General features: G+C 66.4%; 15 protein-coding genes. 6 read left to right on the forward strand and 9 right to left on the reverse strand.

All coding sequences use genetic code 11. From position 1 onward, the window contains the following. Positions 1–1,523 (forward strand): dynamin family protein (locus Q0L94_RS06535; protein WP_296751477.1); only part of this gene is annotated, 1,523 nt, incomplete at its 5' end. Between the two features lie 15 nt (positions 1,524–1,538). Here Q0L94_RS06535 and ptsP read toward each other — a convergent pair. From ptsP to gshA, 6 genes are all read right to left on the reverse strand, one after another. Beyond that, entirely contained in the window at positions 1,539–3,263 is a 1,725-nt protein-coding gene (ptsP, locus tag Q0L94_RS06540) for a phosphoenolpyruvate--protein phosphotransferase (protein ID WP_296751480.1), read from the reverse strand. 79 nt (positions 3,264–3,342) lie between these two features. After that, positions 3,343–3,615: an HPr family phosphocarrier protein gene (locus Q0L94_RS06545; protein WP_296639781.1), complete on the reverse strand. Its 273-nt coding sequence runs from the start codon at positions 3,613–3,615 to the stop codon at positions 3,343–3,345. Further along, positions 3,596–4,012: a PTS sugar transporter subunit IIA gene (locus Q0L94_RS06550; protein WP_296751483.1), complete on the reverse strand. Its 417-nt coding sequence runs from the start codon at positions 4,010–4,012 to the stop codon at positions 3,596–3,598. Before Q0L94_RS06550 ends, Q0L94_RS06545 begins: the two co-directional genes overlap by 20 nt. A 33-nt stretch (positions 4,013–4,045) precedes the next feature. Further along, complete coding sequence (locus Q0L94_RS06555) at positions 4,046–5,044, reverse strand: FAD:protein FMN transferase (RefSeq protein ID WP_296751485.1); 999 nt, start codon at positions 5,042–5,044, stop codon at positions 4,046–4,048. Further along, positions 5,041–5,973 (reverse strand): glutathione synthase, encoded by a 933-nt coding sequence (gene gshB, locus Q0L94_RS06560; RefSeq protein ID WP_296751488.1) that lies wholly within the window; start codon positions 5,971–5,973, stop codon positions 5,041–5,043. The genes Q0L94_RS06555 and gshB overlap by 4 nt, the downstream gene beginning before the upstream one ends. Beyond that, positions 5,970–7,265 carry a glutamate--cysteine ligase gene (gene gshA / locus Q0L94_RS06565; protein WP_296751491.1) on the reverse strand — a complete coding sequence of 432 codons (1,296 nt, stop codon included), beginning with the start codon at positions 7,263–7,265 and terminating at the stop codon, positions 5,970–5,972. Before gshA ends, gshB begins: the two co-directional genes overlap by 4 nt. Before the next feature lie 43 nt (positions 7,266–7,308). Here gshA and Q0L94_RS06570 point away from each other — a divergent pair, with 43 nt between their 5' ends. Next, positions 7,309–7,773 (forward strand): tRNA (cytidine(34)-2'-O)-methyltransferase, encoded by a 465-nt coding sequence (locus tag Q0L94_RS06570; protein ID WP_296751493.1) that lies wholly within the window; start codon positions 7,309–7,311, stop codon positions 7,771–7,773. Between the two features lie 73 nt (positions 7,774–7,846). Here Q0L94_RS06570 and Q0L94_RS06575 read toward each other — a convergent pair whose 3' ends face one another. The 3 genes from Q0L94_RS06575 to Q0L94_RS06585 form a co-directional block, all read right to left on the reverse strand. After that, a complete protein-coding gene (locus Q0L94_RS06575) occupies positions 7,847–8,953 on the reverse strand; it encodes an NYN domain-containing protein (protein ID WP_296751495.1) in 1,107 nt (368 codons plus the stop codon). 108 nt (positions 8,954–9,061) lie between these two features. After that, a complete protein-coding gene (locus tag Q0L94_RS06580; RefSeq protein WP_296751497.1) occupies positions 9,062–9,361 on the reverse strand; it encodes a chaperone modulator CbpM in 300 nt (99 codons plus the stop codon). Between the two features lie 3 nt (positions 9,362–9,364). After that, the gene (locus Q0L94_RS06585; protein ID WP_296751499.1) at positions 9,365–10,315 is read right to left on the reverse strand and encodes a DnaJ C-terminal domain-containing protein; all 951 of its coding nucleotides are present in this window, start codon (positions 10,313–10,315) and stop codon (positions 9,365–9,367) included. Between the two features lie 112 nt (positions 10,316–10,427). Between Q0L94_RS06585 and Q0L94_RS06590 the strand changes: the two genes are divergently transcribed. The 4 genes from Q0L94_RS06590 to Q0L94_RS06605 are packed head-to-tail and all read left to right on the forward strand — an operon-like array spanning position 10,428 to position 15,119. Next, positions 10,428–11,921 carry an efflux transporter outer membrane subunit gene (locus tag Q0L94_RS06590; protein WP_296751501.1) on the forward strand — a complete coding sequence of 498 codons (1,494 nt, stop codon included), beginning with the start codon at positions 10,428–10,430 and terminating at the stop codon, positions 11,919–11,921. Further along, positions 11,918–13,216 (forward strand): efflux RND transporter periplasmic adaptor subunit, encoded by a 1,299-nt coding sequence (locus tag Q0L94_RS06595; RefSeq protein ID WP_296751503.1) that lies wholly within the window; start codon positions 11,918–11,920, stop codon positions 13,214–13,216. Before Q0L94_RS06590 ends, Q0L94_RS06595 begins: the two co-directional genes overlap by 4 nt. After that, complete coding sequence (locus Q0L94_RS06600; protein WP_296751506.1) at positions 13,213–13,917, forward strand: ABC transporter ATP-binding protein; 705 nt, start codon at positions 13,213–13,215, stop codon at positions 13,915–13,917. Before Q0L94_RS06595 ends, Q0L94_RS06600 begins: the two co-directional genes overlap by 4 nt. Beyond that, positions 13,917–15,119, forward strand: a complete 1,203-nt coding sequence (locus Q0L94_RS06605; RefSeq protein WP_296751509.1) for an ABC transporter permease — start codon at positions 13,917–13,919, stop codon at positions 15,117–15,119. The genes Q0L94_RS06600 and Q0L94_RS06605 overlap by 1 nt, the downstream gene beginning before the upstream one ends. The last annotated feature ends 148 nt before the right edge of the window (positions 15,120–15,267 follow it).

Consider the following 15,267-nt stretch of genomic DNA (forward strand, 5'->3'; position numbering starts at 1 on the left):
GCATGCCGGTCGAATGGTGCCGCGTGTCACTCGATCCGGACGACCCGCGCCAGTTGCAGGAAAGCCTGAAGAAGCTCACCGAGACGCGGCCGATGCCGGCGGTCGAGGCCATCGAGCTCGGCCTGTGGCAGGGCGAGGACGACAACGTGCGCCACGCGCTGCGCCCCGATGGCACGGTCGAGGTGCCTGCCTGGCGCTACGCCATGGTCAACTACCCGCATCCGCTGCTGCAGGCGGGGCTCACCATCCTCGACACGCCCGGCCTCAACGCGCTCGGCATCGAACCCGAGTTGACGCTCTCGGTGATCCCCAGCGCGCACGCGGTCGTTTTTCTGCTCGGTACGGACACCGGCGTGACGCGCTCGGATCTGGAAATCTGGCAGAAGCACGTGCATCGCCATGCCAATTACCACGTGGCGGTACTGAACAAGATCGACATGCTGTGGGACGAGCTCAAGAGCGATTCCGAGGTGCAGGCCAGCATCGAGCGGCAGGCCGAGGAAACCGCGCGCGTGCTGAAGCTGCCGCGCAGCCGGGTGTTCGCGGTGTCGGCGCAGAAAGCGCTGGCAGCCACGATTCGGGGAGATGCGGCCCTGCGCGTGCGTTCCGGCATCGAGTCGCTGGAATACCTGCTGGCGCACCAGGTGATCCCGGCGCGGCGCGACATGCTTTATCACGCGGTCAGCCGCGAGGTGGCCGCCCTGCTCGACGAGAGCCGGGTGGATCTGGCCGCGCGGCTCAAGCACAGCAGCGACGAGCTGATCCAGCTGACCCAGCTGTCGGGCAAGAACCGCGAACTGATCGAACAGACGCGCGCCAGCCTGCAGCAGGAGAAAGACAGTTACGACGCCACCGCCGAACAGTTCCGCGCGACCCGGAAAATGCTGGAGAGCCAGGGCGCGCACCTGTTGTCGAACGTGTCGGAAGATGCGCTGGACGCGATCCTGAAGGCTGCGCGCGAGACGATGGAAGGCAGCTGGACGACGCGCGGGCTGACCGGCGGCATCCGCCAGCTGAGCGAGCAGATGAGCGCACGCTTCCAGCAGGCGACCCAGCTGGCCGACAACATGCTGGATGCGCTCGATCAGGCCTACATGCGGTTTCACCGCCGGCACCGGCTGCCGAAAATGCAGGTGCCGCGGCTGGACCTGGGCGCCTACCGCAACCGGCTGGAAACCCTGGTGCGCGAAACCGAAGCCTTCTGCACGGATCCCGCCAACCTGATGCTGGAAAAACGCTTCATGATCCGGCGTTTTTATGCCGGGCTGGCCGAGGAGGCGCGCAGCGCCTTCAAACTGGCGCGGGCGGAAGCCGAGCGCTGGCTGCGCATCGCGCTCGACCCCATCATGACGCGCATCCGTGAGCACAAGCAGTACCTCGACACGCGGCTGGCCAGCCTGCAGCGCATTCTCGAAAACATGGGTACGCTGCACGGCCGCATGGCGCAGATCAAGGACGAGATCGGCAATCTGCGCAACGAGAAGGCGGAACTGGTGCGCATAGCCGCACAGCTCGTCGCTTAGGCGGCCAGGTGCTTGTCAGCCGTTCAGGCGGTCCAGTAACAGCGTCGTCCTGCCGGGATCGGTGTTCTTCAGCAGCTTCAGCGCGACGGGAGTGATCTCGCCCACCTGCGCTTTCAGCACCTGCTGTTTCACCTGCAACAGACTGGCCGGGTGCATCGAAAAGATCCGCAGTCCCAGCCCCAGCAGCAGCCGCGTCAACAGCGGGTCGCCCGCCATCTCGCCGCAAACGGAAACCGGCTTGCCGGCCTTGGCGCCGGCGCGGATGGTGTGCTGAATGAGATTGAGCACCGCCGGATGCAGCGGGTCGTAGAGATGCGCGACGCTGTCGTCGGCGCGGTCGATCGCCAGCGTGTACTGGATCAGGTCGTTGGTGCCGATCGACAGGAAGTCCAGCTGTTCGGCGAAAAAGCCGGCCGTGAGGGCGGCGGCCGGTACTTCGATCATGCCGCCGATGAGGATGCCCTCGTCGAATTTCAGGCCGTCCTTGCGCAGCGATGCCTTGGCGGCCTCGACCCGCTGCAGGGTTTGCTGCAGTTCGACGAAGTTCGCCAGCATGGGGATGAGCATGCGCACCCGGCCATGGCGGGAGGCACGCAGAATCGCACGCAGCTGGGTGTGGAAGAGTCCGGGCTCGGCCAGGCACAGGCGGATTGCGCGCAGGCCCAGGGCCGGGTTGTCGGCCACGGTGTGGCCCCACGGCGCCTGCTTGTCCGCCCCCAGATCGAGCGTGCGGATGGTGACCGGCTTGCCGTCCAGCGCCTCGGCCACCGCCCTGTAGGAGGCGTACTGTTCGTCCTCGGTCGGCAGGTCGCTGCGGTTGAGAAAGAGGAATTCGCTGCGGAACAGGCCGATGCCGTGCGCCCCCGCCGCTTTCACCGCATCGACGTCGTCCAGCAATTCGATGTTGGCCATCAGCTCGATCGGCACGCCGTCCAGCGTGGACGATTTGCTGGTCTTCAGGCGCTTCAGCTTGTCGGTGTCGATGCGCCACTGGTTCTGCCGCAGCCGGTATTCGGCCAGCACCGACTCGTCGGGATTGACGATCACCACGCCGTCGCGGCCGTCGACGATCAGCAGATCGTGGTCGCGGATCAGGCCGCGCGCGTTGTGCAGCGCCATCACCGAAGGCATCGCCATGCTGCGCGCCAGAATCGCGGTGTGCGAGGTGGCGCCGCCGAGGTCGGTGATGAAGGCGGCGAAGTGCACGTTCTTGAACACGATCATGTCGGCGGGCGACAGTTCGTGCGCGACCAGGATGCGCTCGCTGTCGAAATCGACATCCAGCGGCAGGTGGCTGGGGTGGCCGGTCAGCGCCTTCAAGACGCGCTGCACGACCTGCACCACGTCTTCCTGGCGGCTCCTCAGATAGGCGTCGTCGATTTCCTCGAAGCGCGCCACCAGCGCTTCCATCTGCTGCGCCAGCGCCCATTCGGCGTTGCACTGGGTTTCGCGGATCAGGCGCTTGGGCGCCTCGGCGATCATCGAATCGCCGAGGAACATCAGGTGCATGTCGAGAAACGCCGAGAGTTCTGCCGGAGCATTGGCCGGAATGTGATTGCGCAGGGTTTCGAGTTCGGTGCGGGTGGCGAGGATGGCCTCGTCGAAGCGCGCCAGCTCGTCCTTGATGTATTTGCGGTCGAGCATGTACTGCGGCACTTCGACGCGCGCGTTGGAAGTGAGATGCGCATAGCCGATGGCGATGCCGCCGGAGACGCCGATGCCGTGCAGCGAGAAGCTCATGGTCTGGCAGCTCCGGCTGGATGCATCCGACGCTGTACCCGGGCAGAGACCGGCAACGGCGAGCGGTCGACTGTGGTTTTCAGGATAGATCCTCCCCGAAGCCGCTGGAAATCAGCTCGGCCAGCGCTTCGATGGCATCCGTTTCGTCGTCGCCCTCGGTTTCCAGGGTGATGGTGCTGCCCTTGGCGGCAGCCAGCATCATCACCCCCATGATGCTTTTGGCGTTGATGCGGCGGCCGTTGCGCGCCATGAATACATTGCTCTTGAAGCTGGAAGCAAGCTGGGTCAGTTTGGCCGACGGGCGCGCGTGCAGCCCCAGCTTGTTGACGATCTCAACGTCCCGTTGCTGCATGGCACATGGCCTCGGAAATATGGTTGATGCTGTTGCGCCCGCCTTCGACGATGCGTTCGACGAGCTGCGGCAGTGCCAGCATGTCGCGGTAGTTCAGCGCTTTCAGCAGCATCGGCAGGTTGACGCCGGAAACGCCTTCGATGTGTGCAGGTTCGAGCAACCGGCACAGTGTGTTGCTGGGGGTGGCGCCGTAGACGTCGGTCAGCACCAGGATGCCGTCGCCTTCGTCGAGTTCGGCTAGCCGCGTCTGGATGGCCTTCTGCCGCTCGTCGGGGTCGGCATGGCCGATGAAGTCGAGCGTGGCGAGCCCGCGCGGGCGTTGTCCCAGCACATGGGTGGCGCACTCGACCAGGCTGTCGGCGAGCGAGCCGTGGGCGACGATGAGGATGCCTATCATTGCAAGTAGGGGGTAAGGGGTAAAACCTGCATTCTAACGAAGCCGGGCCTTCATTGCAGGCGAGACATGGACCTGGCCGGCGGCATCCACTGCCAGGTAGTCGCTCACCCCCAGCCGGGACGCGTTGTCCGCCAGCCGCGCTGCGCCGTCGATGAACAGCGGCTTGGACAGGGCATCCGAGCGGGTTCCGGCCCGCTTGCCCGCCACCAGCACCGTCACCGACTGCATTCCGCGTGCCGGGCTGCCGCTGCGCGGGTCGATCAGATGGCTGTAGCGGCGTCCGCCCGCCTCGAAATAGCGCTGGTAGTCGCCCGAGGTGCCGACCGCCTCGCCGTCGCGCAAGTCCAGCACGGCCAGCGTGCCGGACTTGCGCGGATGCTGGACGCCCACGCGCCATGGCCGCTCGCCGTGCATGCCCAGCGCGATCACGTTGCCGCCGATGTTCACCAGCGCGTTCTCGATGCCGTGCGCTTTCAGGATGCGCACCGCGTCGTCCAGCGCGCGCCCCTTGGCGTAGCCGCCCAGATCCAGCTGCACTGCCGGATTGTCGCTCCAGACGGTGTTGTTTTCGAAATGCAGATCGCGCATGCGCGGCTGCCTGCTTACCCAGTGCCGAATCGCGGCGGCATCCGGCACCCGCGCCTGCGGCGCGTCGGCGTGAAAGCCCCACAGTGCGATCAGCCCGCCGATGGCAGGGTTGAACAGGTCGTTCGACTGGTTCGACAAGGCCTGCGCATCGCCCAGCATGGCCGCGAGTTCGGGGCTGACCGGAACGCGTTCTCCTTTGGCCAGCGCGGCGTTGAGCCGCGACAATTCGCTCGGCTGCCAGGCGTGCAGCTGGCGGTGGAGTTCGTCGAAGCGCGCCAGCACCGCGGCGATCGCCTGCCGGGCCTGCGCCTCCGGCGCGCCGTAGACGCTGACTTCGACCAGGGTACCGAATACGTAGGATTGCTGCTGGACCAGCGGCGGCGGGCTGCACGCCGCCAGCGCCCATAGCAGCAGAAGCCACAGGCCGTGGCGCGCGGCGTTCATCTGCGCTCGAGTGCGGCGATGAACTGTGCTGCCACATCGTGCCCGGTCTGGGCGGCGATTTCCTGAAAGCCGGTGGGGCTGGTGACGTTGATTTCGGTGAGGCAGTCGCCGATCACGTCGAGCCCGGCGAGGAAGATGCCGTTCGCCTGCGCCCACGGCGCGACGGTTTCGGCGATTTCGCGGTCGCGCGCGGACAGCGGCTGCGCGCGCGCGGTGCCGCCGGCGGCGAGGTTGCCGCGCGTTTCGCCGGGCAGGGGAATGCGCGCCAGCGCCCACGGCACCACCTCGCCGTCGATCAGCAGGATGCGCTTGTCGCCCTCGCTGATTGCGGGCAGATAGCGCTGCGCCATGACCGGCCGCTGGCCGCGTTGGGTGAGCGTCTCGACGATGGCGTTGCGGTTGGGATCGGCCAGCGTCAGCCGGAAAATCCCGCTGCCGCCCATTTCGGTGAGCGGTTTGACGATGATGTCGCCGTGACTGGAGAGAAACGTGCCGATGTCGGCCGCGCTGGCGCTGACGAGGGTGGGCGCGACGAATTGCGGAAAATTCAGGATCGCGAGTTTTTCATTGAAGTCGCGCAGCGCCGCCGGGCGGTTGAGTATCCGTGCACCGTTGTGCTCGGCGACGCCGAGCAGTTGGGTGGCGAGCAGGTAATTCGTGTCGACCGGCGGGTCGCTGCGCATCAGCACGGCGTCGAAATCGGTGAGCGCCCGCGTGTCGGCATGCGCGATGCGAAACCAGTCGTCGTCGCGGCGCACGTCGAGCGTGCTGCAGGCGGCGCCGGCGATGCCGTCCGCCACCCGCAGCTGGCGCGCCTCGGCGGCACACACGGCATGGCCGCGCGCCGCCGCTGCGCGCATCATCGCCACCGAGCTGTCTTTGTAGGGTTTGAGGCCCGTCAGCGGATCGACGACGAACAGCAGCTTCATGCGGCAGCCGCGTTTTCGGTCTCGTTCAGCGCTTCGTCGAGCTCGATCGAAGCCGCCAGCATCGCCAGCCGTGCGATCACGCCGTAGGCATAGAAGCGGTTGGGGCTGGCGTCGGGATTGGCGCTGCGATCGGGCATCAGGCAGGTGTTGTCGAACGCCAGCGGCACGAAGTGCATGCCGGGGCTGTTGAGATTTTCGTCCGCGCCGCGGCCGGTGTGCACACGGTAGAAGCCGCCGACGACGAAGTGGTCGAGCATGTAGACCACCGGCTCGGCAACGGCGTCGTTGATGCTTTCGAAGGTGTAGACGCCTTCCTGGATCAGTACTTCGCTGACTTCGAGCCCTTCCTTGCCGACGGCCATCTTGTTGCGCTGCTTGCGATTGAGTTCGCGCACGTCGTCCGGCGATTTCACTGTCATGATGCCCATGCCGTAGGTACCGGCGTCGGCCTTGACGATGACGAAGGGCGCCTGGTCGATGTGGTATTCGTCGTATTTGAGGCGGATCTTGTCGAGCATGTCGGCGACTTTTTCGGCCAGGCAGACTTCGCCCTGGCGCGCATGGAAATCGATCTTGCCGCACTGATTGAAATAGGGGTCGATCAGCCAGGGATCGATTCCCACCAGCCGTGCGAATTCGATGGCGACGTTCTGGTATGCGGTGAAGTGCCGCGACTTGCGGCGCGTCGCCCAGCCCGCATGCAGCGGCGGCATGATGGTCTGCTCGATGCCTTGCAGGATATCCGGTACGCCCGCCGACAAATCGTTGTTGAGCAGCACCGCGCAGGGATCGAAGCCTTCCAGCCCGACGCGGTCGCCTTTACGCACCAGCGGTTCCAGCGTGAGGCGTCCGCCGGCGGGCAGCTCCAGTGTGGTCGGCTGGGTGATCTCGGGAATCAGCGTGCCGATACGCACGATCAGTCCGGTCTGGCGCAGGATGTGGGCGAGCACCGCAACGTTCTGCAGATAGAAGGTGTTGCGCGTGTGGTTCTCGGGGATCAGCAGCAGGCGCTGCGCATCGGGGCAAATTTTTTCCACCGCGCCCATCGCTGCGTGGATCGACAGCGACATGAACTCCGGGTTGAGATTGTTGAAGCCGCCGGGAAACAGATTGGTGTCGACCGGCGCCAGTTTGAAGCCTGCGTTGCGGATGTCGACCGACGTGTAAAACGGCGCGGCCTGTTCCTTCCATTGCTGGCGGAACCAGTGCTCGATCGTCGGCTGGGCGTCGAGCAGGCGCTTTTCCAGCTCCAGCAGCGGCCCGGTCAGTGCGGTGGTGAGGTAAGGAACCATAGAATAGGGCTTTCGAAGAAGCCTTTATTTTAGGTCATGCCGGATGTTTGACATCGTTTTGTTTCAACCCGAGATCCCGCCCAACACCGGCAATCTGATCCGTCTGGCAGCCAATACCGGCTGCCGCCTGCACTTGGTCGAGCCGCTGGGATTCGACCTGTCCGACAAGCAGGTGGCACGCGCCGGACTGGATTATCACGATATGGCCTGCGTGACCGTACACCAGGACTGGCCGGCGGTGCAGGCGGCGTTGCCGGCGCGGCGCTGGTTTGCGCTTACCACCAAGGGGTGCGCGCGCTATGCCGATATCGTTTTTCAGGCCGGCGACGTGCTGCTGTTCGGCCCGGAATCGCGCGGCCTGCCAGCGGAACTCCTGGCGCAGTTCGATCCCGGGCAGCGTCTGCGCTTGCCGATGCGTCCGGGTTCGCGCAGCATGAACCTGTCCAATGCCGTCAGCGTGGTCGTGTTCGAGGCCTGGCGGCAAAACGGCTTTGCGGGAGGCGCGTAAACGGCCGGGCCGGAATGGGCGTCGCGGCATCCCTGCTCCGGCGGACGGGTTGAGCGGCTGCGCGCGAAACCGCTCAAGCGTTGTCGGGCTTGAGCGTCGGCTTGCGGCGGCGGCTGCGCGCCGGCGGCTCGCGTGAAGGGGAGGCCGCTTTCGCCGCCGTTTTTTGCGTTGACGGCTCGGCCGCCGCCGGCGTTTCCGGCGCCGCCGTGGCCGACTGCGGCAAGGCCACCTCCGCCGTCTTCGCCGCTGGCTTGCGGCCGCCGCGTCCCTGGCGGCGCGGCTCGTTCGGGCTGCCCGGCGCCGCGGCTGCGATCGCTTCCGCGGCCTGCCCGGCCGGCGCCTCCTCAAGCGGCGCGCCGCTGCCGCTGCGATAGACGTAGGTGCCCGATTTCTCGTCGCGGCCGAATTCGAGCAGGCCGCGTGCCTGCGCCTCCTCGAGCAGATTGCCGAAGGCGCGGAAGCCGTAGTAGGACTCGCTGAAATCGGGCTTGCGCCGCTTGATCGCCTCTTTCAGCACGGAAGCCCAGATTTTTCCGCTGTCGCCGCGTTCGGCCAGCAGCGCATCGAACGTCTCCACCGCCATGTCGATCGCCTCGCTCTTGCGGGCTTCCAGCTCTTTCTTGCGCTGTTTTTCTTCCTCGGGCGAACGCTTGGCCGCAGGCGGCGTTTTCCGCGTCTCGCGTTGGGCCGCTGCGCGCTGGCGCTCGCGCACCAGGTCGTCGTAAAAAATGAATTCGTCGCAATTGGCGATCAGCAGGTCGGAGGTCGATTGCTTGATCCCGACGCCGATGACCTTCTTGTCGTTCTCGCGCAGCTTGGATACCAGCGGCGAGAAATCGGAATCGCCGCTGATGATGACGAAGGTGTTGACGTGCGACTTGGTATAGCAGAGGTCGAGCGCATCGACCACCAGGCGGATGTCGGCCGAATTCTTGCCCGACTGGCGGACATGCGGAATTTCGATCAGCTCGAAATTGGCCTCATGCATCGTGGCCTTGAAAGCCTTGTAACGATCCCAGTCGCAATACGCCTTCTTGACGACGATGCTGCCCTTGAGCAGCAGGCGTTCGAGCACCGGCTTGATGTCGAATTTCTCGTATTTTGCGTCGCGCACCCCGAGCGCAACGTTTTCGAAGTCGCAGAACAGCGCCATGCTGAGGTTTTCCTGGGGTGAAGCCATGTTTTCTCCGATTTGAGGTGCCGAACGCGCTCGTTACGCGGGGCCGCAGACCGCCATGATAACCACTCACCCGGCGCGCAGCGCCGCGAACGCTGCGTGCGGGCGGTTTCAGCCGCCGCCGGCCCGCGCCCGCAGCGCGTCCATTTCCTCCAGCAGGTCGGCCACCAGCGCCGCCAGTTCCGGCGCGGCGTCGAAATCGCGCTCCAGTTGCCGCATCCGCCGCGCGCGGACGAGCGTCGTTCCGGAAAAGCGCCAGGTGCCGGCAATGCTCTCGGCATGGGGAAACAGTCCTTCCTCGAGATGGCGCAGCAGCCATGTCGGCTCCACCATGCAGGCGGCGGCCACCTGTTCCAGGGTTAGCCAGGATTCCTCCATCAGGCTGCCGATCAGAATGTCGTCGTCACGCATGGTTCACGTTCTCCCCGGTTGGCGCGGGTCGAAGGCGAGCTCGCGCGCCATGGTTTCATACAGTTGCCGTGCCTGCGGCGTGTCGGCTGCCGGCAGCACCACCTGCAGGTCGAGCAGCAGATCGCCGGGCGGCTCGCCCGGGATGCCCTTGCCGCGCACGCGCAGTTGGCGCCCGCTTTGCGCGCCCGCGGGGATGCGCACCTTGACGCTGCCTTGCGGCAGATCCACCGCAACCACCCCGCCCAGTGCCGCCTCCCATGGCGTCACCGGTAGAACCCGATGCAGGTCGCGCCCGTCCGGACGGAAGCGCGGGTGCGGCTTGAAATGCACTTCCAGCAGCAGGTCGCCGGCGGGTGCTCCGCCGGCTCCGGGCGCGCCTTGGCCGGCCAGGCGGATGACCTGGCCCTGATGCACGCCCGCGGGAATTTTCACGTTGAGGGTGCGGGTGGCGAGCACGACCCGGCCGTCGGCGTCCAGCTGCGGCACGCGCAGCGAAATCTGCCGGGTGGCACCGCTGAAGGCGTCCTCCAGGTCGAGCAGCAGCTTGGCGTGATGGTCTTCGCCCTGCGCCCGGCCGCCGCCGCGGGCATGGCGGGCACCCGCCTGCGCGCCGCCGCGGCCGAACAGTTCGGCGAAGAATTCGCTGAAATCGGCGGCTTCGCGAGGCGAAAAACCGCGGCCGGAAAACTCGAAGCCGGCGTCCCAGTCGGGCGGCGGGCGGAAATCCTGGCCGGGCTGGTAGCCCCGCCCGAGCTGGTCGTAGGCGGCGCGCTTCTCCACGTCCGAGAGCACGGCGTAGGCTTCGTTGACTTCCTGCATGCGCAGCTCGGCATCCGGCTCCTTGGAGATGTCCGGATGGTATTTGCGCGCCAGCTTGCGGAAGGCCTTCTTGATCTCGTCCGCAGTGGCGTCGTGCGCCACGCCCAGGGTCTGGTAGTAATCCTTGAATTGCATGTGGCTTCCTCGAATCGTGGCCCGGCCTGTCTTGTGTTTAAATGAGCCCGGTGCCGGAACTATCAGGATAGTGAAGCCACCAAGCAAACCACAAGGAATTCCACTCATTGCCATGGCTCTCCCGGCACTTCGATGCGCGCCTGCCGTCCCTGACCCCCAGCCCCTGAACGCGCCGCCGTCCGCCCGCGGCCTGGTTGCCCTGATCGCGCTCGGCCTGGCCGGCTGCGCCGCGGTGGGGCCGGATTACCGGGCGCCGGCGTCGGCCGTGCCCGCGGACTGGAACCGGATCGACGCGCTGCTTGTCCATGCCGCGGCCCCCGGCGATCTGAGCCACTGGTGGCGGGGACTCAACGATCCGCTGCTGTCCGAACTGGTGGAGCAGGCGCTGCTGGCCAGTCCCGATTTGCGCAGCGCGCAAGCCAGACTGCGCGAGGCGCGCGCGCGCCGCACGGTGGCCGCGGCAGGCCGCTTGCCGAGCGTGACCGGGTCCGCTTCTGCGCGCCGCAGCGAGTCCAGTGCCGAGAGCGGCAGCGGCGCAACGCGCAATCTGTTCAGTGCCGGCCTGGATGCGAGCTGGGAGCTGGACGTTTTCGGCGGGATCCGGCGCGGCGTCGAGGCGGCCGAGGCCGATTTGCAATCGTCGCAGGCCAGCCTGCATGACACCCAGGTTTCGCTGGCTGCCGAGGTGGCCCTCAATTATGTCGAGGTGCGCGCCTTCCAGACCCGGCTCGGCATTGCCCGCGACAATCTGGCAAGCCAGTCGGAGACGCTGCAACTCACCGACTGGCGCGCCCAGGCCGGGCTCGTTAGCAGCCAGGACGTGGAGCAGGCGCGCAGCAACCGCGAACAGACCCGGGCGCAGATTCCCGCGCTTGAAACCAGCCTTGCCGCATCCGAACATGGCCTCGACATTTTGCTGGGCAGGCCGCCGGGCACGCTGCATGCGCGCCTCGCCGCCCCCGGCGAACTGCCGGCCGTGCCGGCGCAGATCGCGGTCGGCATCCCGGCCGACGCCCTGCGCCAGCGCCCTGATGTGCGCGTGGCCGAGCGCCGGCTGGCGGCAGAAACCGCGCGCGTGGGCGTGGCCGAAGCGGCACGCTATCCGTCCTTCAGCCTCTCGGGCTCGATCGGCCTCGAAGCGTTGACCTTCGGCGCGCTCGGCAGCGGCGACGCCGCCACGTCGTCGCTGTTTGCAGGGATTACCGGCCCCATCTTCGACGCCGGGCGCCGGCGCGCCCAGGTGGACGTCCAGGACGCCGTGCGTGAGCAGGCGCAGGTGACGTACGAACAGGCCGTTCTCACCGCGTTGCAGGAGGTGGAAAACGCGCTGGTCGCGCTTGCCCGCAACCGCGAGCGCGTCGAGGCGTTGGCGAATGCCGCCGAATCGGCTCGCAGCGCGGCGCAGATGGCGCAGCAGCGCTACAGTGCTGGCCTGATCGATTTCCAGTCGGTGCTCGACACCGAACGCAGCGTGCTATCCGCCGAGGACAGCCTCGCCAGCAGCCGCGCCGACAGCGTGCTGGCGCTCATCCGTTTGTACAAGGCGCTGGGCGGCGGCTGGTCACCGCAAACCGAAACCCGCCCGGCCGACAAGGACGCTCCATGAACGATCCCGACACTACACAAGCCAAGCAGGGCCCCGCCCTGAAGCAACTTCTCGCAACCACATCCGGTGGCCTGTTTTCAGGGCGCTGGCTGTGGCTGGCTGGCGCACTGCTGGCGATTGCCGTTGCGGCCTGGCTGTTGCTGCGTTCCGGCGAAGACAAGGCTGCGCCACGCTACACGACCGAAGCGGCCACACTCGGCACGCTGGTGGTCAAGGTGTCCGCCACCGGCAACCTGCAGCCGACCAACACGGTGGATGTTGGAAGCGAACTTTCCGGCATCGTCGACAAGGTATACGTCGACGATAACGACGAGGTGAAAAAGGGCCAGATCCTGGCGCGGCTGGACCTGTCCAGGCTGCAGGATGCGGTCACGAAATCGCGCGCCAGCCTCGCTGCGGCCGAGGCACAGGTGCTGCAGGTGCAGGCCACGGTGGCGGAAGCGCGCGCAACGCTTGCCCGCTACCAGCAGGTGTCGCAGCTGTCCGGCGGCAAGGTGCCGTCCCGGACTGAAATGGACAGCGCCGAAGCCAATCTGAAGCGTGCCGAAGCCAACGTCGCCAGCGCCCGTGCCAGCGTGACCCAGGCGCGTGCCACACTGCAATCGGACGAGACCAACCTCGGCAAGGCAAGCATCCGCTCGCCGATCAATGGCGTGGTGCTGTCGCGTCAGGTCGACCCGGGCCAGACCGTGGCGGCCTCGTTCCAGGCGCCGGTGCTGTTCAAGCTGGCCGAAGACCTGACCAAGATGGAGCTGCAGGTCGACGTCGACGAGGCTGACGTCGGCCAGGTGAAAGCCGGGCAGAAGGCCTCGTTCAGCGTCGATGCATGGCCCGGGCGCGAATACAGCGCCGTCATCACGCGGGTTGGCTATGGCGCCCGGCAAGCGGAAGGCGTCGTGTCCTATCTCACCGTGCTCGACGTCGACAACGATGACTTCAGCTTGCGGCCCGGCATGACCGGCACCGCCGATATCACCACGCTCATCCGCGAAAACGCGCTGCTGGTGCCGAACGCCGCGCTGCGCTTCACCCCGGCGCCTCCCGATACCGCCGAGAAGCAATCTGGCAGCAGCGTGATGGGCGCCCTGATGCCGCGCATGCCGAGGCAGGCCAGAAAGGCCAAGCCGACGCCCAACGCCAGCGGCACGCAGCGTGTGTGGGTGCTGCAGGACGGCGAGCCGGTCGCCCTCGACGTCAAAACCGACGCCACCAACGGCCGCGTGACCGAGGTCACCGGCGGGGCACTCAAGGCAGGCATGCAGGTGATTACCGAGGCCCTGGGCGCGCAGCCATGAGCGATGCGGCACTGATCCGGCTGTCCGGCATCACCAAGACCTACGGCAGCGGGCAGGCGGCGTTCCAGGCGCTGAAGGGCATCGATCTCGTCATCGATACCGGCGACTTCGTCGCCATCATGGGCCCAAGCGGTTCCGGCAAGTCGACCGCGATGAATATCCTTGGCTGCCTCGACGCCCCCACCAGCGGCAGTTACGAGTTCGAGGGCGTGAAGGTCGAACAGTTGTCGCGCAACCAACGCGCGCTGCTCAGGCGCAACTACCTGGGCTTCGTGTTCCAGGGCTTCAACCTGCTGTCGCGCACCACCGCGCTGGAGAACGTCGAGTTGCCGCTGATCTATCGTGGCGAGCCGGCGGCCGAACGTCATGCTGCGGCACGCGCCGCCCTTGGACAGGTGGGCCTCGATGGCTGGGAGCACCATACGCCGGCCGAACTCTCCGGCGGCCAGCAGCAGCGCGTCGCCATCGCCCGCGCCATCGTCACCCGTCCTCACGTGCTGCTTGCGGACGAGCCGACCGGCAACCTCGACAGCCACACCAGCCAGGAAATCATGAACCTGATCAGCGGGTTTAACCGCGAGCTTGGCATCACCGTGCTGATGGTCACCCACGAACCCGACATGGCCGCGCATGCCAAGCGCATCATCCGCTTCGTCGACGGCCGCATCGACAGCGACCGCCGCAACGGGGAAGACGCCTGATGTTGTGGAATACACTGCAGCTCGCGCTGCGCTCGATCCGGCGCAATCTGATGCGCTCCTTCCTCACCATCCTCGGTATCGTCATTGGCGTCGCTGCCGTCATTACCATGGTCACGCTCGGCAACGGCGCGACGAAATCTGTATCGGACCAGATATCCAGCATGGGCAGCAACCTGCTGATGGTGATGCCGGGCCAGCGCTTCGGCCCCGGTGCCGTGCCGGGCGCGCCCTTCAAGAGCGCCGATGTCGAGGCGGTGCGCCACCAGATCGCCGGCGTCAGGCTGGTCGCGCCGATGGTGAGCAAATCGGCGACTGCGGTGTACCAGGCCAACAACTGGACCACCGCGGTTACCGGAAGCAGCAATGACTATTTCGAGGTTGGGAACTGGGAAATCGCTGCCGGCCGCAGCTTCAGCGAAGCCGAGGAGCGGTCGGGCAAGGCCGTGTGCGTGATCGGCGACACCGTGCGCGACAAGCTGTTCGGCCGGCAAAACCCGGTGGGCAGCCAGATCCGCATCAAGCAGTTTTCCTGCGAGGTGATCGGCCTGCTGAAGGCCAAGGGCCAGTCGTCCATGGGATCGGACCAGGACGACGTGGTGGTGATGCCGCTTCGCACCGTGCAGCGGCGGCTCGCGGGCAACCAGGACATCGGCCGCCTGAGTATCTCGGTCAAGGAGGGCGCCTCGATCGACGCGGCCAAGGAGCAGCTCACCCTGCTGCTGCGCGAGCGCCGCAACATCGGTGAAAACGAGGACGACGATTTCCGTGTGATGGACACCCGGCAGATCGCCGAAACACTGACCAGCACCACCCGGATCCTCACCATGCTGCTTGGTGCCGTCGCGGCTGTCAGCCTGCTGGTGGGCGGCATCGGCATCATGAACATCATGCTGGTGTCGGTCACCGAGCGCACCCGCGAGATTGGCATCCGCCTCGCCATCGGCGCCCTGGAAAGAGAAGTGCTGCTGCAGTTCCTCATCGAGGCGGTGGTGTTGTCGAGCCTGGGCGGCCTGATCGGCATCGCGATCGCCACCGCCGCCTCCATCTTCCTCGCCGGACTGATGAACGTGCCCTATCTGTTCGACCCCGCCATCAACCTGCTGTCCTTCTTTTTCTCCGCCGCCATCGGCGTGATTTTCGGCTTCTTCCCGGCGCGCCGGGCGGCCGGGCTCAACCCGATCGACGCCTTGCGGCACGAATGAGCGCAATCGGGCAAGCATCGAAATAAGGGATTCGGGTTTGCCATGATGCGCGTGTGAATGGCCGGCCTTGATCCCGCCTATGCATGTCAATGCCGGATCTGCGGGAGGGGGGGGCGATGCAGGGCAGCTGCGCCTAGGACAAGACCGC

The organism is Thiobacillus sp. (assembly GCF_024708915.1).

Excerpts from the sequence above, each read along its gene's own strand:
- ptsP (WP_296751480.1), bottom strand. The coding sequence starts at position 3,263 with ATGAGCTTCTCGCTGCACGGCATCGGCGTCTCCGGCGGCATCGCCATC.
- Q0L94_RS06545 (WP_296639781.1), bottom strand. The coding sequence starts at position 3,615 with ATGCAGCAACGGGACGTTGAGATCGTCAACAAGCTGGGGCTGCACGCG.
- Q0L94_RS06550 (WP_296751483.1), bottom strand. The coding sequence starts at position 4,012 with ATGATAGGCATCCTCATCGTCGCCCACGGCTCGCTCGCCGACAGCCTG.
- Q0L94_RS06555 (WP_296751485.1), bottom strand. The coding sequence starts at position 5,044 with ATGAACGCCGCGCGCCACGGCCTGTGGCTTCTGCTGCTATGGGCGCTG.
- gshB (WP_296751488.1), bottom strand. The coding sequence starts at position 5,973 with ATGAAGCTGCTGTTCGTCGTCGATCCGCTGACGGGCCTCAAACCCTAC.
- gshA (WP_296751491.1), bottom strand. The coding sequence starts at position 7,265 with ATGGTTCCTTACCTCACCACCGCACTGACCGGGCCGCTGCTGGAGCTG.
- Q0L94_RS06570 (WP_296751493.1), top strand. The coding sequence starts at position 7,309 with ATGTTTGACATCGTTTTGTTTCAACCCGAGATCCCGCCCAACACCGGC.
- Q0L94_RS06575 (WP_296751495.1), bottom strand. The coding sequence starts at position 8,953 with ATGGCTTCACCCCAGGAAAACCTCAGCATGGCGCTGTTCTGCGACTTC.
- Q0L94_RS06580 (WP_296751497.1), bottom strand. The coding sequence starts at position 9,361 with ATGCGTGACGACGACATTCTGATCGGCAGCCTGATGGAGGAATCCTGG.
- Q0L94_RS06585 (WP_296751499.1), bottom strand. The coding sequence starts at position 10,315 with ATGCAATTCAAGGATTACTACCAGACCCTGGGCGTGGCGCACGACGCC.
- Q0L94_RS06590 (WP_296751501.1), top strand. The coding sequence starts at position 10,428 with ATGGCTCTCCCGGCACTTCGATGCGCGCCTGCCGTCCCTGACCCCCAG.
- Q0L94_RS06595 (WP_296751503.1), top strand. The coding sequence starts at position 11,918 with ATGAACGATCCCGACACTACACAAGCCAAGCAGGGCCCCGCCCTGAAG.
- Q0L94_RS06600 (WP_296751506.1), top strand. The coding sequence starts at position 13,213 with ATGAGCGATGCGGCACTGATCCGGCTGTCCGGCATCACCAAGACCTAC.
- Q0L94_RS06605 (WP_296751509.1), top strand. The coding sequence starts at position 13,917 with ATGTTGTGGAATACACTGCAGCTCGCGCTGCGCTCGATCCGGCGCAAT.